Raw genomic sequence first — 24,476 nt, forward strand, 5'->3', positions numbered from 1 at the left:
TTAGGGCATAATTTAGTCGCGTAAGACCACATGACGGGAAGTAATGTGAAATATTTATTCATTTTCTTACTGGTGCTAGCGATTTTTGTGATTTCTGTCACTCTGGGCGCGCAAAACGATCAGGTTGTACATTTCAATTATCTGTTGGCACAGGGCGAGTATCGCGTCTCCACCTTGCTGGCGACTCTTTTTGCTGCGGGTTTTTTACTGGGTTGGATGATTTGTGGTCTGTTCTGGCTGCGTTTGCGTGTTTCCCTTGCCCGCGCCGATCGCAAGATCAAACGCCTGGAACAGCAAATCACCACGGGTTCTGACACCACCACAGTGGTTGTACCGGCTGTGAAGGAATAACCTGCCATGTTGGAATTGTTGTTTCTGCTGTTGCCTGTTGCCGCCTTCTACGGTTGGTATATGGGCCGCAGAAGCGCGCATCAAGACAAGCAACAAGAAGCCAACCGCCTGTCGCGTGATTACGTGGCGGGGGTTAACTTTTTGCTGTCTAATCAGCAAGATAAAGCGGTAGATTTATTCCTGGATATGCTTAAAGAGGACACCAGTACTGTTGAGGCTCACCTCACGCTGGGTAACTTGTTCCGTTCCCGCGGTGAAGTCGATCGCGCCATCCGTATCCATCAGTCATTAATGGAAAGCGCCTCGCTAACCTACGAGCAGCGCCTGCTTGCGGTTCAGCAGTTGGGTCGTGACTACATGGCCGCCGGTTTGTATGACCGTGCAGAGGATATGTTCGGGCAACTGATCGATGAAACAGACTTCCGTATTGGTGCTTTGCAGCAATTATTACTGATTCATCAGGCGACCAGCGACTGGCAAAAAGCCATTGATGTGGCCGAGCGTCTGGTGAAACTGGGTAAAGATAAACAGCGTACTGAAATCGCTCACTTCTATTGTGAACAAGCCTTGCAGTTGATGGGGAGCGACGATCTCGACCGCGCCATGTCACTGCTGAAAAAAGGGGCCGCGGCCGATAAAAACTGCGCGCGAGTTTCTATCATGATGGGCCGTATCTTCATGGCTCGAAATGAATATGCAAAAGCGGTTGAGTCATTACAACGCGTCATCGATCAAGATAGTGAGTTAGTCAGTGAAACGTTGGAGATGCTCCAGACTTGCTATCAACAACTCGATAAGCCACAAGAGTGGGAAGCCTTCTTAAAGCGCTGTGTTGAAGAGAATACAGGCGCAGGGGCAGAACTGATGCTCGCCGAGATCCTTGAGCACAAAGAAGGTTCTGAAGTCGCTCAAATCTATATCAACCGCCAGCTCCAGCGCCACCCAACCATGCGTGTGTTCCATCGTTTGATGGATTATCACTTACAGGAAGCGGAAGAAGGGCGTGCGAAGGAAAGCCTGATGGTGTTGCGAAATATGGTGGGTGAGCAAGTGCGCACCAAACCACGTTATCGTTGCCAGAAGTGTGGATTTACCGCTTTTACTATGTACTGGCATTGTCCATCTTGCCGGGCATGGTCGACCATTAAACCGATCCGCGGTTTGGACGGGCAATAACGCAGAGAAGGTGTCGCGTTATAAAAAAAAATCCGTACTTTAGTTACAACATACTCATGATTGGTATCAGGAACTAAACCTCAGCATCGAGTCATTTGCGCCTTGCAGAGTGCAATGGCAACTGTAATTTTCTTCCCGCCGCGAGTAGAATGCTTGCCGTTTATCTCTTGCGCCGTGCTGGTGCCCAACAGTCAGAAGGTTTAGCCATGAATTCAACTGCATCCTCCTCCTCCCGTGTTGCCACCGACTCCCCAATTGTTGTTGCACTTGATTACGATAATCGTGATAAAGCCTTAGCTTTTATTGACCGTATCGATCCGCGCGACTGTCGTCTGAAAGTCGGCAAAGAGATGTTCACTCTGTTTGGACCGCAACTGGTGCGTGATATCCAGCAGCGTGGTTTCGACGTCTTTCTCGATTTGAAATTTCACGATATCCCGAACACCACCGCTCACGCGGTTGCGGCAGCGGCTGATCTAGGCGTGTGGATGGTGAATGTTCATGCGAGCGGCGGGGCACGTATGATGAGTGCGGCGCGAGAAGCATTGCAGTCCTTTGGCAAAGATGCGCCACTTCTTATTGCTGTGACCGTTCTGACCAGCATGGAAGCAAGCGATCTGGCGGATCTCGGCATTACCTCAACGCCTGCGGAATATGCTGAGCGTCTGGCACGCTTAACACAGAATTGCGGATTAGATGGCGTGGTTTGTTCCGCACATGAAGCCGTACGTTTCAAAGCTGAGTTGGGGCAGGCATTTAAACTGATTACTCCGGGCATTCGTCCGGCTGGAAGCGACGCAGGCGATCAGCGCCGCATCATGACGCCACTGCAGGCGCAAAGTGCAGGTGTCGATTTTATGGTAATTGGACGCCCGATCACCCAATCTGCAAATCCAGCTCAGACGCTGCGTGATATCCGTGAGTCTTTAAAGCAGGGGGCATGATGAAAGACGATAACAGCCGTTTAGTTTACTCCACAGAAACAGGCCGTATTGACGAGCCCAAAGTGGCTCCGGTTCGCGAAAAAGGCGATGGTGTGGTACGCATTCAGCGCCAGACTTCGGGCCGTAAAGGCAAGGGAGTCTGTCTTATCACCGGAATTGATGCTAATGATGCTACGCTCACGGCACTGGCCGCAGAACTCAAAAAAAAGTGCGGTTGTGGTGGCTCTTTAAAAGATGGCGTTATTGAAATTCAGGGCGATAAACGTGACCTGATTAAATCGCTGTTGGAAGCTAAAGGCATGAAAGTAAAATTAGCAGGCGGTTGATTTAGTTGCTGAAAATAATCAGGCCACGGTAAATATACTGTGGCCTTTTATTATGACTGCTGAAAGTCAGACCTGAATATCAAAGCTATTTATAATAAATTAAAAGCGTTTGCGCTTTCACAGGCAACAGGCTTTATTTACCCACCTGATGGCCGATAATACCACCCACTGCGGCACCACCTAATGTACCCAGTGCGCTACCATCAGTTAAGACAGCACCGCCTACGGCACCAGCACCAGCACCAATCGCGGTGTTACGGTCACGTTTGGACCAGTTAGAGCAGGCGCTAAGGGACATTGCAACGGTCAAGGCCAGCACAACGGCAGCAATTTTTTTGTTATTTAAGGTCATATTACTTTCTCCTGAATTATTGATTCACGGAAATAAGTTTCTCTAAAAGTATAGTGGTTCTCAGGCAACTGATAGAAAGTCTCCGTGAAACGGCATGACGATATAAGACCTAAAAGATAACGCCAGTGATTATCACTTCCTGTTATATCGCTAATAAACATTCTAATTTCTACAGTAAATAACAACAGGTAAATAATCTTAAAGGGTGCGCAGGATAATTCTGATAAGAGAACTGCCCGCAACCAATGCAGGCAGTCTAAATGACATTATTCGAGGGGGAATTGTTTAACGATATTGACCTGAACGCCGCTGTCCTGAATTTGCTGCGTTGCGCTCTCGCTAAGACCATCATCGGTAATCACCCGGTTGATGCGTGAAATGGGGCCGAGTGTGTAGGGGTGCATAGCGCCAAATTTACTGCTGTCCGTCAGAACAATGGTTTCGCTGCCTTTTTCCAGAACAGTATTCACCACATCAGCACGCATCATATCGCGGCTGGTAAACCCGGTTTCCGGCAAGAAACCATCGATGCCGATAAACGCCTTACTAAAGTGCACTTGCTGAATAAACTGACGCGTCAGCGGCCCAACCATGCTTTCGCTTTTCTTCTGGTAGATTCCGCCCAGCAATACCACTTCACAGTCAGTATCTTTCAAAAGATGGGCAATGTAGCTACTCACGGTTATCAGCGTAATCTTTTTCTGCTCGGCTAAAGCGCGAGCCAGAAGGGCGTTACAGCTACCGTTTTCGATAAAAATGGTTTCACCGTCATTAACCAGTGTTGCCGCAAAATCCGCAAGTTGACGTTTCAGCGAATAATTGTTCATCATTCGCGTTTCAACATCTTCGCTATCCAGCGGTACGGCATAACCGTGAGCACGGCGCAGATAGTTTTTTTTCTCCAGCAGATTAAGATCCTGGCGGATAGTCACTTCTGAGACACCGGTTGTTTTAGCGAGTGAGGCCACACTCATGCGGCCTTGATCGATAACCATTTGTAAGATTATTTGTTGTCTGGAGTTCATGTCAGCCAATTATGGGCGGTGCTTAATGCACCGCCGGGATTATCAAAGTGTATGTTCAGTACGGGCTATAATATCATCCTGAGCGTCTGGAGATAAGGCAGTAAAGAAAGCAGAGTAACCTGCTACACGTACGACCAGATCACGATATTTGTCAGGATGTTGTTTGGCATCTAACAGGGTTTCGCGGGAAACAATGTTGTATTGCACATGCCAGCCTTTATGCGCCTCGAAGAAAGTACGCAGCATAAACATCAACTTCTCGCGGTCACGCGGGTTATCCAGGGTTGCTGGGTTCAGTTTTTGATTCAGTAAAACGCCCCCCAGAATTTTGCTGGTTGGCAGTTTGCCGACAGAGCTGATTACCGCCGTTGGCCCCAGACGGTCGGTGCCTGACGCTGGGCTTGCGCCTTCAGCCAGTGGCGTTGTCGCTTTACGACCATCCGGTGTTGCCATGGTTGCGGCACCAAACGGCACGTTAGCAGAAATTGAAGATGTCCCGGCGTAGTAAGTCCCGCCGATAGGGCCGCGGCCAAAGCGCGTGTTGTGATACTGCTTCAGTTCATCAATGTACGTCTGATAAGCGCGAGCCAGCAGCAAATCGACTTCATCTTCATCGTTACCATATTTTGGCGCACCGTTAATCAAACGCTGGCGTAATTGCTCCCCGGTCAAACCGTCAAAGTCATTGGCCAGCGCTTCGGCTAACTGCTGCTGCCCAATCGCTCCTTGTTCAAACACCAGTTTCTTGACTGCGGCGAGGCTGTTACCGAGGTTGGCGATACCAACTTGCAAACCTGAAACCCAGTCATATTTAGCGCCACCTTGCTTGATGCTCTTGCCGCGCTCAATGCAATCATCCACCAGAGCGGAGCACAGAATATCGTGGGCATTCTCTTCAAGAACCGTATCGACGACACATTCTATCTCGATAGATTTCTGCGTGTAGTAACGAATCTGAGTATCCCAGGCATCCATAACCTGTTCAAACTGAGTGAAATTGCCTGCGGAGAGGGCATGTTCTTGCGGCAGGAAGATTTTACCGCTGGTTGCGTCACGGCCATGTTCCATCGCCGCTAACATCACCCTGGCAAAGTTAATGAAACTCATGCCCGTGCAACGATAACCCCACTTGCCTCCCACCGCTGTTTCGATACAACCGATGGCTGCATAGTCGTAGGCATCTTCGCGAGCAACACCGAGTTTGATGAATTCCTCAATGACGATTTCATCATTATTAAATGCTGGCATCCCGAAGCCGCAGCGAATGACCTGAACACAGGCGTCGAGGAAGTCATTGCTCATGCCCGCGTGGTAGCGCACGCTCAAGTTTGGTTGTGTGGAGCGTAACTGTCCGCAAGATTCCAGAATGGCGTAAGAGAGTGGGTTCACCGCATCTACCGCCTCGCCATTCACCAGGTTTTGTCCACCAATGGTCACGTTCTGGTAAAGCGGGCTACCGGCCGATGCTTTAGAGTGCGAACCAGAACGAATCTTGTTCACCTCCAGCAACTTCAACCAGCAGCTTTGCAATAGCTCGATGGCCTGGTCGCGACCCAGGGTTTGCTCGAGTTCAACATCACGGCGATACCACGGATATAAGAACTGGTCGAGGCGGCCAAATGACACGGAGTGGCCGTTAGACTCAATCTGCAAGACTAATTGCACGAAATAGCTTAATTGCAACGCCTGCCAGAAAGAGGTCGGTTTTTGATGCGCGATAAGCTCGCAGTTTTCTGCAATCGCCAGCAATTCATCACGGCGTGACTCGCGCTGTTCAGTGTCTGCCATTTTTTTAGCCAGAGCGGCGAAACGCATAATGTGGTCACTTAATGCCACAAAAGTAATATCAATCGCTTTCAGGAACTGTTCTTTGTGCAAATCTTCCCAGTCGGTCAGATGCAGACGCGAACGACGTTCGGCGACTTTGGCGCGCAAACCGTCGATGCCTAATTCCAGCAAGAGCGGGAAGTTAACTGCCAGATGCGCATCACCCGAAGTCATATTGCCTTCAGCTTTGATAATGCCGCTGGAGAGTAACTCTTTCTGCTCGTCGGTAAACATGCCATAGCAACGATCTTGCACGGTCTGGCCACGCCACCACGGGCAAATCTCATGCATGACTGCTTTATCGGCATCCGAAATAGAGAAGCCAGCGCCTGGACGATCGCCTAGTTCATCAATCTCAGTTTCAATCCAACCCACGGTATATTCCGGGAAGAACGGTGCACCACGAACGTGACTGGCCTGGTTGCCGACAATCAACTCATCGTGCTTAATCCAGATCGTGCGTTCGGCCAGATGATGGGCGAGGGCAAGTGCGCGACGCACCGGCAACGGTTTGTCCTGGTGCTGCTGGTAAATCGCGGTGTAATGCTGCGCGCGCTCGGTACAGACCGGCGGCTTCACAATGTGAATCAAGGCTTCTTTATGGTCTTTGATGCGTTGGCTTAAGGTGTTCAGGTTCAGTTGTGTCATCAGTCTATCCTCTTATCCAGGCGGTCATCCCTTTTTGGCTTGCGTACTGCTGGGCAAATTCCAGCAGTTCTGGCGCATCAAGAGGTTGCTGCGCGGCCAGATAAGGGAGATTCAGGAGTTTATATTTGTTGATACCTAAGGTGTGGTAAGGCAAAAAATGAATCGCTTTCACGCCGAGTTCATCGGCGGCAAAATCGCTGATGGCGCGAATAGATTGCTCATCAGCATTAAAATCAGGAATCAGCGGCACACGAATGGTCATCTCCACATCGCGGGCTGCCAGTTTGCGGAAGTTATCCATCACGCGTTCAGCACTGCCATCGGTCCATTGTTTAAAGCGTTTAGCATCGACATGTTTCAGGTCGGCCAGCAACAAATCGAGATGTTCAATGGACGGCTCGATGTATTTCCACGGTACGTGAAGACAAGACTCGACAGCAGTATGGATGCCCGCTTCTTTGCTTCTCTTCAGAAGTTGTTCCGCGATTTCAGGTTGCATAAAAGGTTCGCCACCGGAAAGCGTAATCCCACCGCCGCTGCGGTCATAAAAGGGTTTATCGCGCAGGACTTTTTGCATAATGGCATCAACGCTTTGCGTTTCACCGCATACGCTTAACGCCTGAGTCGGGCAACAATCCGTCAACGTCACCATATCGTCAGCCATTAATTTTTCGCGTGCGATAACCAACGCGTCGTCAATTCGGCTAATCGCATGAGGTGCTGCCTGCGGACAAAGTTCGCAACCGGTGAGGCACAGGCGCTCATCAAACAACACATCATGATCACGTGCGCGGCTTTCAGGGTTCTGGCACCAGCGGCAACCTAATGAACAGCCTTTCAGAAACACCACGGTGCGGATTCCTGGACCATCATGTGTTGAGTAACGTTGGATATTAAATAGCATATTTCTGCCCTTAATCTTCTTTCGTAAATTAGATTACTTTCGAATGAAAGTTTTATTGATTTTGATCAGATAAAGAACAGACAGTGACGCTATGATGTCGGCAATGAGATAGATGACCAGTCTGGAGAGCTTATGGAACTGTATTTAGACACTGCTGATGTAGCCGCAGTTAAACGCCTGGCGCGTGTTTTACCTTTACAAGGTGTTACCACAAACCCATCCATTGTTGCGAAAGCGGGTATTTCGCTATGGGAAGTGCTGCCCGCGTTGCGGGAGGCATTAGGTGGCGACGGTAAACTGTTTGCTCAGGTTATTGCCGCGCAGGCTGATGAAATGGTGAAAGAGGCCGAGTTGTTGGTTAAGCGCGTGCCGGGCCTGGTCGTCAAAGTACCGACCACGGTAGAAGGCCTGGCGGCCATGAAACAATTGAAGGTTCTGGGGATCCCAACGCTGGGTACGGCGGTTTATGGTGCCGCTCAAGGTTTACTAGCCGCGCTGGCGGGCGCTGAATATGTTGCTCCGTATGTGAATCGTCTTGATGCGCAGGGTGGAGATGGTATTCAAATGGTGCAGGATTTACAGCAGTTGCTGACGTTACACGCGCCGCAATCCAAAGTGCTTGCAGCCAGTTTCCGCACACCCCATCAGGCTATGTCATGCCTGCTGGCTGGTTGCGAAGCCATTACGTTACCGATTGATGTGACTGAACAGCTGTTAAGCACGCCAGCTGTGAATGCCGCCATCGAGACTTTCGAAAAAGACTGGCAGGGTGCATTCGGTTCACTGAGTTTGTAAATGGAAGTGATCGTTTAAAAGCAGCGCCGGTTCACACCGGCGTTAGACTCAAATCTCCCAGGGTGACTTTTTCAAGTCGCTTTCTTTTTGTTCTTCGCCGTGCGCAATAGCGATTAATTCCGCTTTCAAAATTTCCAGATTATTAATGGCGGAAGCGTGATCGCCACCCACCAGAATATCCAGCACAGTATCAATGCGTTTTGCGAGTTGCAGAGGGTTCACTGAAGGCATTGTGCATCCTGTAATTATTGGAAAAGTGTTGCCATCATAATGCAAAAAATGGCGCTAAAAGAGAAGGCGCAGACACGCTTTTTTAGCCTTACTCATCAATCAATTATCGAACAATATATAAGTAATAATTATTAAATCCCCTGACACATTCATACGTAAGCGGTAGTGGATTAGTCTGATCCTGCGTGTAACGCGCTTTCATAACATGAGGATAAGATAATGACAGTGATTAACCAACCGACTTGCAAATTGTTCACGGATACTTCTCGATTCACGCAATTGTCAGGATATTACGAAGCTGAACGCCGCACCGTGTGGATGATGCTCGGAGCACAGCCACGCCCTTGCTTCAATCACAAGTTGATTGAAGAAATTATGAACCTGCGTTACCTGGTTCAACAGGAGGGATTTGTCGTTGATTTCTGGGTGACTGGCTCACTGGTTCAGGGAATGTATAACACAGGCGGTGATTTAGGATTCTTTGTTGAATCCATTCAACAAGGGCGTCGTGAGGCACTCCGTGCTTATGCGCGGGCTTGCGTTGATTGCGTTCATGCGGCTTCTCGTGGTTTTGATAGCGGTGCAATTAGCCTGGCTATGGTTGAAGGCAGCGCATTAGGCGGCGGTTTTGAAGCGGCGCTCGCGCATCATTTTATTCTGGCGCAACGAGATGCTCGCCTCGGCTTCCCTGAAATTGCCTTCAATCTGTTCCCTGGAATGGGCGCTTATTCGCTGGTTGCTCGTCGTTCAGGCATGAAACTGGCAGAAGAGCTGATTTATAAAGGGGAGTCGCACACAGCCGAGTGGTATGAACAATTTGGTTTGGTGGATCAGCTTTTCGAACCAGGGCAGGGATATCTCGCGACCCGGACGTTTATTGATACCCTGCAACCCAAACTGAACGGCGTGCGCGCTATGCTGCGTGCCCGTCAGCGTGTTCTCCAGTTGCCGCGTGCGGAATTAATGGATATCACCGAGGACTGGGTTGATGCCGCATTTTGCCTTGAACCGAAGGACATTGCGTATATGGAAAGATTGGTACAATTGCAAAACCGGCACACCGCCACGGGTTTGCGCAAAGCCAGCTAACCGCGCCACTAACGCTCTAATATGGCTGCGGGCAATGGTTTAGTTAACTTCTGACTCAGCCATCTGTTGACGCCATTCTCGCAAAGAAGGCGTCTTCTTTCACTCAACCTACTGTTTCTGTGCCCGAACCAGCTCAAGGAAGAAGAGCAACGCAGGGGACAGATTTTCCTTCGACCATGCGACAGCAATTCCCATCGACAAACGCTTCGTATCTTCCTTCAACTTCCGAAAAACCACCCCTTGCCTTTTGATGCACTGCAAAGAGGATGGAACCAAAGCGATGCCTTTGCCTTCGGCAATTAGCCCCAGCATGATGTGGTGATCTGGCGGCTCTGCAATCGCGTTTAGCTTAAAATCGATGCTTTGGAAAAACCTCTGACAATGATCATAAAAGCCAGGATTCATGCGCCGCTCAAACCAGAACATCGGCTCTTCGCGCAGGTTATCGAAAGAAATACTGCGTTTGGCGGCAAGCTTATGACCCGCAGGTAAAGCCACAACAAGGGGATCGTCGATAATTTTCTCAACCGCCAGATCCTGCGTTTCGGTGTGCAAACCTACAAACGCTACATCCATTGTGCCGTTCTTCACTTCGCGAACCAGATTAACTAAATAATTTCCCTTTGAGAGAATTTGCCAGTCTGCAAAACGCTGCTGCATCTCTTGTGTCACATCAGGGATTGCGCTTCGTTCGAACACGGTGGTGTAGCCAACGATAAATTTCCCGGCATCAGTGCTCCGTTTCGATCTGGCGACGGCAATGGCTTTTTCTGCCTGAAGTAGCGTCTTTCTAACCTCGGGTAAAAATGCCGCACCGGCCTCAGTAAGCGTTACGCCACTCTTATGGCGATTAAACAACTGAACGCCGAGCTGCTCTTCAAGCTGATGAATTTGCCTGCTTAACGGTGGCTGCGAAATATGCATACGCAATGCCGCACGGCTGAAGTTGAGCTCTTCACAGACCGCGAGAAAGTAACGAAACTGGCGTAAATCGATAGATTCATTCATACCAAAAAGGTATCACAAAAAGGGTATTGGATGCATTGCCCGGCAGAATTTACAGTGCGTTCATCACACAACGTTAATGAATGAAAAATGGAAAATGAACGCTATTTACGTGGGCTTGCGAAGTTAAAAGAAGTGGACGGTCACACCGGGGAAAACGTCATCAACAGCCTGAGCGACATCGCCCCAGATTTTGCCCGCCTGCTGATTGAATTTCCTTTTGGCGATATCTATTCAAGGCCGGGGCTGGATTTAAAGTCTCGTGAAATTGCGGTGGTTGCCGCACTTACCGCCCTGGGTAACGCCACACCACAACTCAAAGTGCATATCGAAGGTGCGCTTAATGTCGGCTGTACAGAGCAGGAAGTCATTGAGGTGATCATGCAGATGGCTGTTTACGCAGGGTTTCCTTGCGCACTGAATGGGATATTTGCTGCTAAAGAGGTCTTTGCAAAAAGAAAATAGCCAGGCTTGCCTGGCTAGATCAAACTATCGCGCCGTTCTGGCAAGATATCGCTTTAACCAACGCTCAAATACGGCGGCGGGCATCGGTTTAGCAAATAAATAACCCTGCCGTTCGTTGACGCCATTCTTCGTGAGAAAGGCGTCTTCTTTTTGGTTTTCAACACCTTCAGCAATCACCTGTAAATTCAGTGCCTGCGCAACGGCAACGATGGCTCGCACCAGCGATTGCGATACCGATTGTTTGTGAATGTCGCGAACGAAACTTTGGTCGAGTTTAATGGCATCAATCGGAAAGCGCGCAAGCTGAGACAGCGAAGAATAACCGGTTCCAAAATCATCCAGATGCACCTGCGCACCCAAACGGCTGAATTGCTGGATAACGGAGAGGGCGAGTTCTTCGTTTTCAATCAGGCAGCTTTCGGTTAGTTCCACATCAATCGGGCAGTACTCAAAGTTGAGATCTTTCAACGCTTGCTTCAGATCGCTGAAGATAGTTTGATCCGCTAACTGGCGTGCAGAAACGTTCACCGCAACGCGCAAATTAATGCCTTTATCGCGCCATTTTGCCACTTGCTGAACCACACTCAGCATGACCCAACGGCCAAGCGGGACAATCAAACCGGACTCTTCAGCGTAAGAGATAAAATCCAGCGGTGGAATTAACCCGCGCTCCGGTGATTGCCAGCGCACCAGTGCTTCCAGACTGCGGACTTCGCCACGCCAGGTCATTTTCGGCTGATAGTGAATCACCAGTTGGTCGTTCTCCAGCGCTTTGCGCAGGTTGGTATCGAGCCACAAATATTCAAAAACACGCTGGTTCATCTCAGGCGAGAACACGCAGAATTTACCGCGGCCGCCCTCTTTGGCGGTATACATTGCGGTATCCGCATTCCGGATAACACTTTCTCTATCTTCACCATGCTGTGGTGCCAGCGAAATCCCTAATGAACAACCGGTGTAAACCTCAATCAGCCCAATGCGGAAAGGCTGTTTCAGGCGAGTCAGAATACGAGACGACATGGCTTCAAGTGCTGCCTGAGAAGTATCAGTTGCCAGAACGATAAACTCATCGCCACCAAGGCGCGCCAGAATCTGCCCTTCATCAAGGCAACTGAGAATGGCCAGCGACACCGCCTGTAACAGCTGATCGCCGAACATGTGCCCGTAGGCGTCATTCACTTTTTTAAAGTTATCGAGATCAAGATAAACAATGCCCACTTGAGTATCAGCGCGATTCTCAATGGCAGCAGTGATTAAGTCGTTGATGGCATTGCGATTGGGGAGGCCAGTGATGGTATCGGTATTCGCCAGCACACGCAGTCGCTCCTGAGCGCGGCGTTCTTCGGTAATGTCAGTACCCGAACAAATCAGATAGATTTCGTTTTTGCCGCTGCCACTGTGGACGAATTTATTGCGAAACAAAAAAAGGCGCTGGCCTTTACGGGTTTTTACCCAACGCTCGACCTCATAAGAATTCCCGTTACGGAAGAAGCCGCTGATATTTCGTTTCGAAGCGGCAGCCTCGCTGCGGCTCATAAAAAGTTTAAAGACGTTTTGGCCAATGACTTCTTGTTCTTTCAGTCCGGTATATTCTTCGCTCAAGCGATTGAAACGCTGAATATTCCCCAGGCGGTCAAGAATCACGATGACCGAATTTGCCTCGGAAACGACCTGCTCGGCAAAGGAGAGTCCCTGAACCAAATCGCGCGCGACAGAAGGGGTGTCATTCCAGGCGGATGCCGTGCCAGCCCACTCTTTCTTCGAGACTTTGCGCCCCACCAAATGCACAGGAATCTCACTGCCGAACAGTGAAATAGAGAGCGTGACGCTGGAGGTGATAACCGTCATCTGGCGGATTTGGTCTGCCTGCTCTGGCTCAAGAGCTACGACCTGGCTGACGTCTGAACTTTCGCTTGCTGCTAATTGCAACGCATTGCTATCGTTCGGCAAACGCCAGTATGGGCTGGTTGTCCCTAAATAACGGTAGAGCAGATTCTGCTCCAAATCGTCTTTCATGCTCTCTCCTGAACGGGGCCGACATAGCGTGCCAGTCTCTGATTTATATTAGCAATATAAAACCGATCTTAAAGTGACAACCGTGAGTAAAAGACATTGTTTTTGCAGAAGATGTGAGAAATCTGAATCTTCGCCTTTAGATTGGTGACTTTCCCTGAGTAAAACCGGTAAAAAAAGAGTCATAACGCTAATCATTTCCCAGTTGTGATTATTAACTGTAAATCAGTAACCGTGAAAGAAAACAAAAAAAAAGCTGAACATAAAGTTCAGCTTTTTAACGATGGTTCACAAACTTGATATCAGGCAGCGGGGCGAGCGATCACGCTGCGTGTTTCCATACGAACTTCCGCGATGGTGACATCAATCACGTCAGTGACTTTGTAAGCCACTTCGCCTTTGATTTGCACAGTGCCTAATTCCTGGCTGCACACCATTTCATCACGCACTGAGTGAATAAATGGGGCAGGGATAAAGGCAACCGCACCGTTATCAATCAGGCGAACACGCATTCCGCCACGGCTGACATCAATAATCTCTGCGGCAAATTTGGTATCCGTTCCCGCTTTATCTTGCAGGAAACGAGCATACAGCCAGTCGCCAACATCACGTTCAGCCATGCGGTTCAGACGGCGGCGTTCTGCCATTTGTACCGTAATTTCATCTTGTGGACGTGATGCCGTTTCACCTTTGATGATCGCTTTTAGCAGGCGATGGTTAATCATATCGCCGTATTTACGAATCGGTGAAGTCCAGGTGGCGTAAGCTTCCAGACCCAAACCGTAGTGCGGACCCGGTTCGGTGCTGATTTCAGCAAACGACTGATAACGACGAATACGGCTATCAAGGAAACCGGTTGGTTGCGCGTCGAGTTCACGGCGCAACTTGCAGAAGCCGTTAAGCGTCAGCACTTCTTGCGCGTTAACCTCAAGGCCATGGCCTTGTAGCATTGTGGCAAGTTGTTCGATGTTTGCCGGGTCAAAACCGGTGTGAACGTTATAAACGCCGAAACCAAGCTTTTCACGCAGCACGATTGCCGCACAGACGTTTGCCGCAATCATTGATTCTTCTACGATGCGGTTAGCGATACGACGTGGCTCGGAAACGATATCCAGCACTTCGCCTTTCTCGCCTAATACAAAGCGGTAATCTGGGCGGTCTTTAAACACCAACGCGTGAGTGCGGCGCCAGTCAGCACGGCTCAGGCAAACACGCTCGAGCAGGCGAATTTGTTTAGCTATGGCGTCAGATGGTGGCTGCCAGTCGCCTTTTTCTTCTAACCAGTCGGACACATCGTCATATGCCAGTTTGGCTTTTGATTCGATGGTGGCGACAAAGAAGTTAATCTCGCTCTCAATGCTACCGTCCTGCGCGATAACCATGCGGCAAGCCACAACAGGGCGCGTGACATTAGGGCGCAGCGAGCACAAATCGTCTGACAATTCGCGTGGCAGCATCGGGATGTTGAAGCCCGGCAGGTAGTTTGTGAAGGCGCGAACTTTCGCGATATCGTCAAGCTTGCTGCCTTCTTCAATCCAGGCGGTTGGATCGGCAATCGCGACGGTCAGTTGCAGTTTGCCGTCGGCAAGTTCTTCAACAAACAGCGCATCATCCATATCTTCGGTGCTGGCGCTATCAATGGTGACAAAATCCAGGGCGGTTAAATCTTCACGCACCAGGCCTTCGTCGAGCATTTCAGTTGCTACGCCATTAGGCGCTTCGCGCTCAAGATTGTGACGTGACAGTGTCACCCACCATGGTGCAAGGTGATCGTCACCAGAGGTGATGAATTGAGTCAAATCAGCATAGAAACCGCGATCCCCTTTCAACGGATGGCGCTTCATTTCTGCGACGGCCCAGTCACCATTCTGGAAATCATGGGTGACGTTACGGTCAGCTCGACACTGAATAGCATCGCGCAGTAATGGATGGTCTGGAACAATTGTCAGACGGTCGTCTTTACGTTGCACACGGCCAACAAACCGGCTGAGGAACGGTTCGATAAGCTCTTCTGGCTCAGCGGTTTCGCGGTCCTTTTCGGTATGAATCACCGCGCTCACGCGGTCACCGTGCATCACTTTTTTCATCTGCGGTGGCGGAATAAAGTAACTTTTCTGGGAATCCACTTCGAGGAAGCCAAAGCCTTTTTCCGTGCCTTTAACCACACCTTCAACGCGTGGAGTTTGGGAATGCAGTTGCTGTTTAAGCTGCGCGAGCAGCGGATTATCCTGGAACATATTTTTTAGTTTTCGTGGCCAAAAGAGCGGCTGACAGTTTTACGCGAAACCACCCTTTGCGGCAAGCGCTGTTTGCCGCAAAGGCACGTGTTAGCTGATGCTTAACTGGCATTACCCAGCCCGATTTTTAGCCGATTCAACCAGCCGTATAGCCCTGAACTGACAAGTAATTTTACAATGTCGTGCTCTTTAAAACCCTGCTCGTACAAGGGTTGAAGCTGAGCGGCGCTAAAGCTGCCAGGCGATCGCGTTAATACACGCACAGCCTGGATGATTGCCCGTTCACGCGGGTGGTTATGGCACCACGCCTGTAACGCTCTTTCACCATTGCGCATGGCTTCTGGCAGATGACTGTCACCGCGCCAGGCAAGTGCAAAATCTGTAAAGCAACTCACGCTGCCGTTAATGCGGGCGGTCAACAGACCAACCAGAACCGTATCGTCATCAGCCTGAGCGGTCGGCAGGCAAAATAATCGGGTTAACTGGCTCAATGCGTGAAGCGCTGAGACATCGTTTGCCAACAATCCGCTTAACTCTCGTAACGCTTGCTGAGGTTCACTGAAATTGATTGCCTCAAGTTGTTGGCTATTGGCATAGCGCTGTTCTACCGCAGGCAAAGCGGGCTGCCAGGATTTATCACCTTCCAGGAATAACTCTGCACTGGCGTCCTGTTGCATATCAAGACCTGGTAGCCAGCGCACAGGAAGCCCCTGAAGCGCCTGAAACACAGCAATCACGCGAGCCTGAAAACCGATAAAGCCAATCAGTTGATTAAACGTAACGATGTCATTTACTGAGAGCGCGACTTCATCGAGCTGCTGGCGTGAATTGTCATCAATTAACGTTGGCTGACTGGCCAGTTGGCGAGCGTACTGCGTGATTTGCGTCAGGCGACGATTGCTCTCGCGGGAGGAGTCGGGACCCGGTTGCGGGGCAAGGCGGGCGGCATAGTGGTTACACAGACGCTGAACGCCGTAAACCTGGGCGACAGTCAGAGCTGTACTCAGACGGTCATAGCAACTTAGCGTGTTCAAACGCGTAACAGGGGTGCTTTCCGGGAGCAAACATTCAGCGGCATTGCGCGCGACGCAAAGCCAGTCTGCTTCAGTCGCACGTTGCTCAACACTGAGTGCTAAGTCGAGCAAAAAGCGGTCCTGAAGGAATGCGGCCTCAGGAACTAACGGTAATACGGCGTCGCTGCGGCTGGATTGAGTTTCATGATACCAGTGGCCTTTGCCAGAGATTCGGCGTTGTTCCATGGTCGTTCCTTGGTCAAAGAGTTTACAAGCCCGGGTAAAACACCTGACGGCCTGGTTAGCTGCTTTATCCTGGCGTAACCACGGAACACGACAAAAGAATGATAGGAGATAACAAATATCAGAAAAGAATAACTGCCAGAGAGGAAAAAGAAGAACAGGGCGGACGAATGCCGCCCCGTTGCGAACGGAATTAGTCTTTCAGTTCCAGTTCGTTCATTGCAGCGATGCTGAAGCCGCCGTCAACGTGCAGGACTTCACCGGAAACACCGGCAGACAGATCAGAGCACAGGAATGCTGCTGAGTTGCCCACGTCTTCAATGGTCACGGTACGACGAATCGGCGTTACCGCTTCGCAATGTGACAGCATTTTACGGAAATCTTTAATGCCAGATGCCGCCAGAGTACGGATTGGACCTGCAGAAATCGCGTTCACACGCACGCCTTCTGGACCCATCGCGTTCGCCATATAGCGCACGTTAGCTTCCAGAGACGCTTTAGCCAGACCCATAACGTTGTAGTTAGGGATAGCACGTTCAGCGCCCAGGTAAGACAGAGTCAGCAGTGCAGAACCAGGGTTCAGCATTTCACGGCAAACTTTAGCCATGGCTACAAAGCTGTAGGAGCTGATGTCGTGAGCAATTTTGAAGCCTTCACGGGTAACTGCATTCACGTAATCGCCATCTAACTGGTCGCCTGGTGCGAAGCCAATTGAGTGAACGAAACCGTCAAACTTCGGCCAGCTTTTCGCAAGCTCAGCAAACATCGCGTCGATGCTTGCATCTTCTGCCACGTCGCACGGCAGAACCAGGCTTGAACCCAGGTCCGCAGCAAAACCTTCCACACGGCCTTTCAGTTTTTCATTCTGGTAAGTGAAAGCCAGTTCAGCACCTTCGCGATGCATAGCCTGTGCGATACCGTAGGCAATGGAGAGTTTACTGGCGACGCCAGTGATCAGAATGCGTTTACCGGTAAGAAAACCCATAGCTTTGAATCCTTATAGTTTCTGCTAATTTTATGACTTAACAATCACTAAGTTACGATTGATTCGTCACAATTTTTCAACACGAAAGTGAAATTATATCCCACTCAGCGCCTGTTGTGTCACCTTATTTTTCTGGCCCCGGTTAACTGGTTATCACGTCGCCAGAGGTCATTCCTGTTACGTTCTCGCCAAAGCAAAATATGAAAGGCGCAGTAAACTTAAATCTCACCCTGGAAACAGAGAAACCGGAGAGTATCGATGAAAATTACTGTTGAAACTCGTGTTAAAGCACCCGTTGAAAAAGTCTGGCAGGCCTACATCAACCCGGAAGATGTTAAGCAATGGAACACCGCTTCACCCGACTGGTACACGCCAACGGCAGCCGCTGATTTCAGAGAAGGCGGAGCGTTTTCATTCCGTATGGAAGCTAAAGACGGCAGCATGGGGTTTGATTTTGCAGGAATTTATACCCACATCGTACCGCTACAACTTATTGAATACACCTTCGGAGATCGCGAAGCGAAAGTGGAATTTACTCAAACCGCCGATGGCGTGGATATGCGTCTGGATTTCGACCCGGATCAACAATACCCCGTTGAACATCAGAAAAGCGGCTGGCAGGCGATTCTGGATAATTTTGCGCGGTATGTTGAGGCAAAAAAATAGAAATATCGCAGCACGGGTGAATGATATTTCACCCGCAAACTGTTTTTACGGAGGTTTTATATTTACAAACCATATGGTTCTTAAAGCATCCAATAACCAATTAAGTTATTCGCGCTGTAATTTAATTTAATCAGTGCTTAATTTTTTTTGTTTTTTAAATATCCTTGAAATGTCATTTTTTATTTGATTGCTATTGGTGAATTGGTTAATTTGATGCCTTTTAAAATATAAAAGGTTCTATGGATTTTAATGGACAGTAAGTTGATTATTTCAACATGCTCCTTGAAAATATCACATGGGGATACTGTGATGGGAACCTTTCGTTCAATTATTCCTGGAGGAATAAATAATGTTTCCATTTGAGCATGAAGGTAAAAGCTTTAAAGATGTTCATGACACTTTAAAAGAGTCGCTATGGCAACCCGTACCAGTAAAAAATATGGGTAATTTTCAACGGCAGGCTCGACCTGGACAGCGTTTTCGATTATTTAAAGAAAATGATGTTTATACAGTACAACCTGTTACGCGTGATGGAAAGTTAACAGGGGTACGTGAAGTTGCCCATGGTTTATATGACTTCGCTATTAGATGGAAAGAACAAAATAAAATTTACTGTGGGCTTGAAAGTGTAATTAGCGGTCATACAGCCATCTCATTGGGCAGTGATGTAGCCTATGCCGGAGATATGCTTATTATGAATGGTAAGCTAAAGCACTGGACTAACAATAGTGGACATTATATGCCGCCATCAGGTCGGCATTTAACAAACATTTGTCCAGAGCTAAGAGATATCTTGCCTAAAAAATTATTTAGTAATTATTAACCCGAAACGTAGTTATTGTCTCTTGAGGCAATAAAAATGGCCCTGGTTCAGGGCCGCTTTTATAATATATATACATTTTCAACGATCTTTGCGCCATGCATCTGCGGTCAGTGCTTCACCAAAATGGCTGGTGATCAGGCGTTTGGTCAAATCATGCAGCGGCGAGGCGAGAACATCCGCCGTGCTGCCACGCTCAACGACTTCACCCTGGTGCATCACCATCACCTGGTCGCTGATGTGTTTCATCATGCCGATATGCTGAGTCACGTATATATAGGCAATGCCCTGTTTTTCCTGGAGTTCAAGCATCAGGTTGATCAGTTGCGAACGCATGGACATATCGAGAGATGCCAGCGCTTCATCGGCAATAATCACTTTTGGGCGCAGAATTAACGCACGCGCCAGACCCAGACGCTGTTTTTGCCCGGGGGCGAGCATGTGCGGGTAATAACTGGCATGATCAGGCAGCAAACCGACCATGCGTAGCGTCTCGATAATCTGCTTATGTCGCGCTTCCGGCTCCAGGTCAGTATTCAGTCGCAGCGGGAAATCCAGGATCTGCGAAATACGCTGGCGTGGGTTAAGCGATGTGCTTGGGTCCTGGAAAATCATGCGAATATGCTGGCTACGATAGGTATAGTCGCCGTAATGCAGTAAATGGTCGTCGATCACCATTTCGCCGGTCGTGGGCTCAATCATCCCGGCGAGCATTTTCGCCAGCGTGGATTTGCCTGAGCCGTTCTCACCGATAATCGCCAGCGTTTGCTTCTCGCGCAGGGTAAAACTCAGTGGTTTGACGGCGTCAACATGCTGACGATGGAACAGCCCCGTACGGTAACGAAACGTTTTACTTAAATTCCGGACTTCGAGCAGCGTTTCGACCATTACTGACTCTCCATATTCAGCGGGAAGTGGCAGGCGTAAAGATGGTTTTTCGCCCCCATCAGACGTGGCGTTTCGATGCATTCACGTTGTGCATAAGGGCAGCGTGGCCCGAGTCGGCAACCCATCGGCAAATGCTCCAGTAAAGGGATCGCACCCGTCATGGTATTCAGGCGGCTTTTGTGTGGCATTGGGCTACCAAAGTCCGGGATGGCGCGGATCAGCGCCTGGGTGTACGGATGGTGCGGCGTGGCAATCAGATCTTCGCTTGTGGCACTTTCCACCGTTTGCCCGCAGTACATCACGTTAATTTTGTCGGCCCACTGGCTCAACATCTGCAAGTCGTGGCTGATCAGTAAAATCGTAGTGTTGTTGTACTGGTTCAGACGGGTCAGCAATTTGAAAATTTGCAGCTGAGTCGTCGGTTCCATGGCGTTTGTCGGCTCATCGGCAATCAACAGACGTGGCTGATTCGCCAGCGCAATGGCAATCATCACCTTCTGGCATTCGCCGTCGGTCAGCTCATACGGATAACTGCGCATCGCATCTTTGTGATCTTTAATCCCGACACGGTGAAGCAGCTCTATCGCCCGGCGTTTACGCCAGCCAAACCGTTTCCACCAGCGGCCTTTATACGTCCAGCCGGGAATATTTTGCGTCAGCTGGCGGCCCACTCGCTCTGAAGGATCCAGACACGATTGCGGCTCCTGGAAAATCATCGAAACGTTATGGCCGACCAGGCGCCGACGTTCGCGGCCACTCAAGCGTAGCAGGTCGATGTCGTCAAACCGCATACGGTCGGCGGTGACGCGCCAGTTATCTTTGGTGACACCGCAAATGGCTTTGGCAATCAGGCTTTTTCCTGAACCAGACTCGCCCACTAAACCGCGGATTTCCCCTTCGTTCAGGGTCATACTGACGCGGTCTACCGCTTTAACCCAACCTTCGGATGTCATAAATTCGATGGTCAGATTTCGAATATCAAGTAATGGCATTATTGCACCCCCGCATTGATTGCGCGGCGTAAACCATCGCCCAGCAGGTTGACCAGCAGCACACTGATCATGATAGCCACTCCTGGCAGCATTACCGTCCACGGAGCCACATAAATCAGCTCCAGCGCGTCACCCAACATTGAACCCCATTCCGGGGATGGGAGCTGTGCGCCTAAATCCAGGAAACCTAAGGCGGCAATATCAAGAATAGCCATCGACAGCGCGCGGGTAATTTCAGTCACCAGAATTGCGGCGGTATTGGGCATCACGGCAAACCAAAGAATATTTAACGTCGATGCGCCATCCAGACGGGCGGCAACCACATAATCCTTTTCCAGTTCGTCGTGCACCGCGCTGTAAACCGAGCGCACCATGCGGGGCAAAAGTGCCAGCCACACCGCAAACATTGCGTGAACCAGGTGCGGACCAACAAATGCGACCACGATAATCGCCAGCAACAGGGAAGGAATCGACAGCAGCGTGTCGAGAATATGGTTCAACACCGCAGAACGTAAGCCATGCGTTGAGCCAGCAAAAACGCCGAGAATAATCCCGAACACGGCCGCAGCCAGTGTCACCACAAACGCGCCACCAACGGTGGGAGCGGCGCCATTTAATAAACGGCTTAAAACATCGCGCCCCAGGTCATCGGTGCCGAGGAAGAACGACACATCGCCATAGCGTGACCACGAAGGCGGTAACAATTGATAGCCGAGGAATTGCTGGTCAATACCATACGGCGCAAACACGCTGCCAAATACGCACAACAGCACCAAAGCCCCGCAACCGTACAGGCCAATCATTGCCGTGGTGTCGCCGTAAAACTTGCGCCAAGTCAGGCGTAGCGTGCTCGGCGGTCGCTTCTCGCGATAGACGCTATCGTAAGGCATACCATTCCTTATGTGTCAGTGGGTTTGCCATAGCACCCAAAATATCGGAGATAACGTTCACAATAATCACCAACGAACCGATGACCATTACGCCTGCAGAAATGGCCGTATAATCCTGTTGGCGAATAGCATTGATAAGCCAGCGACCCAGGCCCGGCCAACTGAACACCACTTCGGTGATCATCGCCAGCGTCAGCATGGTTGAAAATTGCAGGCCGAGGCGTGGAATGACCGGCGGCAGGGCGTTATGCAAAACATGACGATGCAAAATAGTCAGGCGTGACAAACCCCGCGTTGCCGCTGCTTTTATATAGTTTTGGTCAAACACTTCAATGGTGCTCAGTCGCATCAAACGCACCACTTCGGTGGTCGGTGCGACAGCCAGCGCGACCACGGGCAAGATCATGTGGCGAATGGCGCTGATGATCATCTCGTCGCGGTAAGGCGAGTCAGACAGCCAGGCATCCACCAGGGCAAAACCTGTCTCCGACTTCACTTCATAGAGCAAATCAAAACGCCCGGAAACCGGCAGCCAACCTAACGTTAACGAGAAGAACATCGTCAGCAGGAGCGCGAACCAAAACACCGGAATCGAGAAGCCTAACAGGGCGAGCGCGCTGATAAGTTTATCCTGCCATTTGTTGCGCATGATTCCGGCCAACATTCCAACCGGAATACCCACCAGTAATGCCAGCCCAAACGCCAGTAGGCAAAGTTCCATAGTGGCCGGGAAGACCATGCGTAACTGTTCGTTTATCGACTGGCCGTTAATGCTGGACACGCCGAAATCCCAGTGCAGGATACTTTCAAACCAAAACACCCAGGCGTTCCACAGCGATGCCCCCTGCAATGGGGCATGCGGTGTAAAATAGTTGAGGCTAAAGCCAATAAAGGTCAGAAAAAACAGCGTAACCAGCAGCAATAGCAGGCGGCGCAAGGTGTAAATAATCATGGTTTTTTCACCTCAACATTCTCACGGGAAACCCCCGCAAACGATGCGTTGCCAAACGGACTCAGCACCAGCCCTATAATGTCGTAGCGGTAGGCTTGCAAACGCAGCGATGACGCCAGTGGCAGCACCGGCAATTGCTCTGCCAGAATATCCTGAGCTTCACGATAAGCCTCGATGCGCGACGCCAGTTGCTGAGAGGCCAGCGCTTTCTGTAGCACTTCATCAAACTTAGGGTCGCACCAGCGAGCATAGTTGGTCTGAGAGCGAATGGCGGCGCAACTCAGCATCGGGCGGAAGAAACTGTCCGGGTCGTTACTGTCTGTCGCCCAACCGGCAAGTGTTAAATCGTGGTTCATGTCCATCAAACGCGCTTCCTGGAAGCGGCCTTCGACCGGCACAATAATTACCTTTACGCCAATCTGCGCCATATCTGCCTGAATCAACTCCGCCGTTTTTAGCGGGCTTGGGTTCCAGGCCTGAGAGCTGGTCGGCACCCAGAGGCGTAATTCCAGGTTATTCAGACCCAGAGCTTTGAGTTGCTGGCGGGCTTTTTCTGGATTGTATTCGGTAATTTTAGAATCACTGTCATACGCCCAGGAAGCGCGAGGCAAGATAGAAGCGGCTGTTTCGGCCGTCCCGTAATAAATCGACTGCATCAGGCGTTGGTTATTGATCGCCAGCGCCAGCGCATGGCGCACTGCCGGGTTATTTAGCGGAGCTTTATTGGTGTTAAACGCCAGATACGCGATGTTCATCCCTGGACGCAAAGTCAGCCGTAAACGCGGGTCATCACGCAAAATCGTTAACTGACTGGCCGCAGGATAGGCCAACACATCGCATTCGCCCGTCAGCAATTTAGACAGTCTGCCCGTACCGCCTGAACCCAGGTCCAGAACGACCTGCGGCATTAATGGCACGCCGCGCCAGAATTTCGGGTGGCGAGCCAGGCGAATATACTGCCCTGCACGATACTCGCTAATCTGGAATGGTCCGGTGCCCACGGGCTGACGATCCATCAACTCCTGGCGATCGGCTTTAGTTAACTGCGCGGCATATTCCGCTGACATGACGGACGCATAGTGCGTTGCCATGTGCCACAGGAATGAAGCGTCTGGTTTTTCGAGACGAAATTCGACCGTGTTATTGTCCAGTTTACGCACACTTTTCACGGAGTCCGGGAACTGGAGACTATCGAAATAGGGATAATTTCCGCCGTTAACGTTATGCCACGGGTGTTTGCGGTCGAAAACACGTTGGAAGCTGAACACCACATCGTCGGCATTTAGTGCACGCGTCGGTGTAAACCACGGAGTGGTCTGGAACTGCACATTAGGGCGTAAATGGAAGCGGTAAGTGGCCCCGTTATCCAGCACTTCCCAGCTTTCAGCCAGTTCAGGCACCAGGCGATAGGTGTAGGGATCGACATCCAGTAAGCGGTCATATAACTGTGCGGCGAGGGTGTCCACAATCAAGCCGCCGCTGGCCATTTGCGGATTAAAGGTATTGACCTGACCGCTGACACAATAAACAAATCCGCTGCTACGGATATCTGCTGGCTTTTCAACAGGTGGGGCAGCAAATGCCGCGCCACTCAGGCAGCTAACCGCCAGTAACAGGGAGGATACAATTCCGCGCATAA

At 50.2% G+C, this 24,476-nt stretch carries 24 protein-coding genes; 9 read left to right on the forward strand and 15 right to left on the reverse strand.

Translation table 11 applies throughout. The features are described 5' to 3' along the window. Positions 1-45 precede the first annotated feature (45 nt). The 4 genes from DY231_RS11375 (at position 46) to yciH (ending at position 2,797) form a co-directional block, all read left to right on the forward strand. A complete protein-coding gene (locus DY231_RS11375; protein ID WP_115628451.1) occupies positions 46-351 on the forward strand; it encodes a LapA family protein in 306 nt (101 codons plus the stop codon). Between the two features lie 6 nt (positions 352-357). After that, positions 358-1,527: a lipopolysaccharide assembly protein LapB gene (gene lapB, locus DY231_RS11380; protein WP_115628452.1), complete on the forward strand. Its 1,170-nt coding sequence runs from the start codon at positions 358-360 to the stop codon at positions 1,525-1,527. A 206-nt stretch (positions 1,528-1,733) separates the two neighbouring features. Then, positions 1,734-2,471 carry an orotidine-5'-phosphate decarboxylase gene (gene pyrF / locus DY231_RS11385; protein WP_115628453.1) on the forward strand — a complete coding sequence of 246 codons (738 nt, stop codon included), beginning with the start codon at positions 1,734-1,736 and terminating at the stop codon, positions 2,469-2,471. Beyond that, on the forward strand, positions 2,471-2,797 hold the full coding sequence (gene yciH, locus DY231_RS11390) for a stress response translation initiation inhibitor YciH (protein ID WP_115628454.1): 327 nt from the start codon (positions 2,471-2,473) through the stop codon (positions 2,795-2,797). The genes pyrF and yciH overlap by 1 nt, the downstream gene beginning before the upstream one ends. A gap of 133 nt (positions 2,798-2,930) precedes the next feature. Here yciH and osmB read toward each other — a convergent pair whose 3' ends face one another. From osmB to DY231_RS11410, 4 genes are all read right to left on the reverse strand, one after another. Then, positions 2,931-3,149, reverse strand: coding sequence for an osmotically-inducible lipoprotein OsmB (osmB, locus tag DY231_RS11395; RefSeq protein WP_034495655.1), 219 nt, complete (start codon positions 3,147-3,149; stop codon positions 2,931-2,933). A gap of 266 nt (positions 3,150-3,415) precedes the next feature. Next, the gene (yciT, locus tag DY231_RS11400) at positions 3,416-4,174 is read right to left on the reverse strand and encodes a DNA-binding transcriptional regulator YciT (protein WP_115628455.1); all 759 of its coding nucleotides are present in this window, start codon (positions 4,172-4,174) and stop codon (positions 3,416-3,418) included. A gap of 42 nt (positions 4,175-4,216) precedes the next feature. After that, positions 4,217-6,649 carry a formate C-acetyltransferase/glycerol dehydratase family glycyl radical enzyme gene (locus DY231_RS11405; RefSeq protein WP_115628456.1) on the reverse strand — a complete coding sequence of 811 codons (2,433 nt, stop codon included), beginning with the start codon at positions 6,647-6,649 and terminating at the stop codon, positions 4,217-4,219. 4 nt (positions 6,650-6,653) lie between these two features. Next, on the reverse strand, positions 6,654-7,553 hold the full coding sequence (locus DY231_RS11410; protein ID WP_115628457.1) for a glycyl-radical enzyme activating protein: 900 nt from the start codon (positions 7,551-7,553) through the stop codon (positions 6,654-6,656). Between the two features lie 132 nt (positions 7,554-7,685). On the opposite strand from DY231_RS11410, the gene fsa reads away from it, so the two are divergent. Further along, entirely contained in the window at positions 7,686-8,348 is a 663-nt protein-coding gene (fsa, locus tag DY231_RS11415; RefSeq protein ID WP_115628458.1) for a fructose-6-phosphate aldolase, read from the forward strand. 48 nt (positions 8,349-8,396) lie between these two features. Here fsa and yciZ read toward each other — a convergent pair whose 3' ends face one another. Beyond that, positions 8,397-8,579, reverse strand: coding sequence for a protein YciZ/DeoL (yciZ, locus tag DY231_RS11420; RefSeq protein ID WP_115628459.1), 183 nt, complete (start codon positions 8,577-8,579; stop codon positions 8,397-8,399). Positions 8,580-8,798: 219 nt separating this feature from the next. Between yciZ and DY231_RS11425 the strand changes: the two genes are divergently transcribed. Beyond that, the gene (locus DY231_RS11425) at positions 8,799-9,668 is read left to right on the forward strand and encodes a crotonase/enoyl-CoA hydratase family protein (protein ID WP_115628460.1); all 870 of its coding nucleotides are present in this window, start codon (positions 8,799-8,801) and stop codon (positions 9,666-9,668) included. Positions 9,669-9,776: 108 nt separating this feature from the next. On the opposite strand, the gene DY231_RS11430 is transcribed toward DY231_RS11425, so the two are convergent. Further along, on the reverse strand, positions 9,777-10,676 hold the full coding sequence (locus DY231_RS11430) for a LysR family transcriptional regulator (protein ID WP_115628461.1): 900 nt from the start codon (positions 10,674-10,676) through the stop codon (positions 9,777-9,779). Positions 10,677-10,763: 87 nt separating this feature from the next. Between DY231_RS11430 and DY231_RS11435 the strand changes: the two genes are divergently transcribed. Continuing rightward, complete coding sequence (locus DY231_RS11435; protein ID WP_115628462.1) at positions 10,764-11,138, forward strand: carboxymuconolactone decarboxylase family protein; 375 nt, start codon at positions 10,764-10,766, stop codon at positions 11,136-11,138. A gap of 24 nt (positions 11,139-11,162) precedes the next feature. On the opposite strand, the gene pdeR is transcribed toward DY231_RS11435, so the two are convergent. The 4 genes from pdeR to fabI all read right to left on the reverse strand — a co-directional run bounded on the left by pdeR (position 11,163) and on the right by fabI (position 17,629). Next, positions 11,163-13,154: a cyclic di-GMP phosphodiesterase gene (pdeR, locus tag DY231_RS11440; RefSeq protein WP_115628463.1), complete on the reverse strand. Its 1,992-nt coding sequence runs from the start codon at positions 13,152-13,154 to the stop codon at positions 11,163-11,165. A gap of 299 nt (positions 13,155-13,453) precedes the next feature. Continuing rightward, on the reverse strand, positions 13,454-15,388 hold the full coding sequence (locus DY231_RS11445; RefSeq protein WP_115628464.1) for an exoribonuclease II: 1,935 nt from the start codon (positions 15,386-15,388) through the stop codon (positions 13,454-13,456). A 101-nt stretch (positions 15,389-15,489) separates the two neighbouring features. Continuing rightward, on the reverse strand, positions 15,490-16,647 hold the full coding sequence (locus DY231_RS11450) for a CMD domain-containing protein (protein ID WP_115628465.1): 1,158 nt from the start codon (positions 16,645-16,647) through the stop codon (positions 15,490-15,492). 190 nt (positions 16,648-16,837) lie between these two features. Then, the gene (gene fabI, locus DY231_RS11455; RefSeq protein WP_034495629.1) at positions 16,838-17,629 is read right to left on the reverse strand and encodes an enoyl-ACP reductase FabI; all 792 of its coding nucleotides are present in this window, start codon (positions 17,627-17,629) and stop codon (positions 16,838-16,840) included. 258 nt (positions 17,630-17,887) lie between these two features. Here fabI and DY231_RS11460 point away from each other — a divergent pair, with 258 nt between their 5' ends. Together DY231_RS11460 and DY231_RS11465 are read left to right on the forward strand one after the other, a co-directional pair. Then, positions 17,888-18,295 (forward strand): SRPBCC domain-containing protein, encoded by a 408-nt coding sequence (locus DY231_RS11460; protein ID WP_115628466.1) that lies wholly within the window; start codon positions 17,888-17,890, stop codon positions 18,293-18,295. 349 nt (positions 18,296-18,644) lie between these two features. Further along, positions 18,645-19,118, forward strand: coding sequence for a hypothetical protein (locus DY231_RS11465; protein ID WP_115628467.1), 474 nt, complete (start codon positions 18,645-18,647; stop codon positions 19,116-19,118). A 78-nt stretch (positions 19,119-19,196) separates the two neighbouring features. Here DY231_RS11465 and sapF read toward each other — a convergent pair whose 3' ends face one another. Genes sapF through sapA form a run of 5 tightly spaced genes read right to left on the reverse strand, consistent with a single transcriptional unit; the run spans position 19,197 to position 24,474 of the window. Then, entirely contained in the window at positions 19,197-20,003 is an 807-nt protein-coding gene (gene sapF, locus DY231_RS11470; RefSeq protein WP_115628468.1) for a putrescine export ABC transporter ATP-binding protein SapF, read from the reverse strand. Further along, positions 20,003-20,995, reverse strand: a complete 993-nt coding sequence (sapD, locus tag DY231_RS11475) for a putrescine export ABC transporter ATP-binding protein SapD (protein ID WP_115628469.1) — start codon at positions 20,993-20,995, stop codon at positions 20,003-20,005. Before sapD ends, sapF begins: the two co-directional genes overlap by 1 nt. Then, positions 20,995-21,885: a putrescine export ABC transporter permease SapC gene (gene sapC / locus DY231_RS11480; protein ID WP_115628470.1), complete on the reverse strand. Its 891-nt coding sequence runs from the start codon at positions 21,883-21,885 to the stop codon at positions 20,995-20,997. The genes sapD and sapC overlap by 1 nt, the downstream gene beginning before the upstream one ends. Next, positions 21,872-22,837 (reverse strand): putrescine export ABC transporter permease SapB, encoded by a 966-nt coding sequence (gene sapB / locus DY231_RS11485; RefSeq protein ID WP_115628471.1) that lies wholly within the window; start codon positions 22,835-22,837, stop codon positions 21,872-21,874. The genes sapC and sapB overlap by 14 nt, the downstream gene beginning before the upstream one ends. Next, entirely contained in the window at positions 22,834-24,474 is a 1,641-nt protein-coding gene (gene sapA, locus DY231_RS11490; RefSeq protein ID WP_115628472.1) for an ABC transporter substrate-binding protein SapA, read from the reverse strand. Before sapA ends, sapB begins: the two co-directional genes overlap by 4 nt. Between the last annotated feature and the right edge of the window lie 2 nt (positions 24,475-24,476).

The sequence above is a fragment of the Buttiauxella agrestis genome (assembly GCF_900446255.1).
Classification (GTDB): domain Bacteria; phylum Pseudomonadota; class Gammaproteobacteria; order Enterobacterales; family Enterobacteriaceae; genus Buttiauxella; species Buttiauxella agrestis.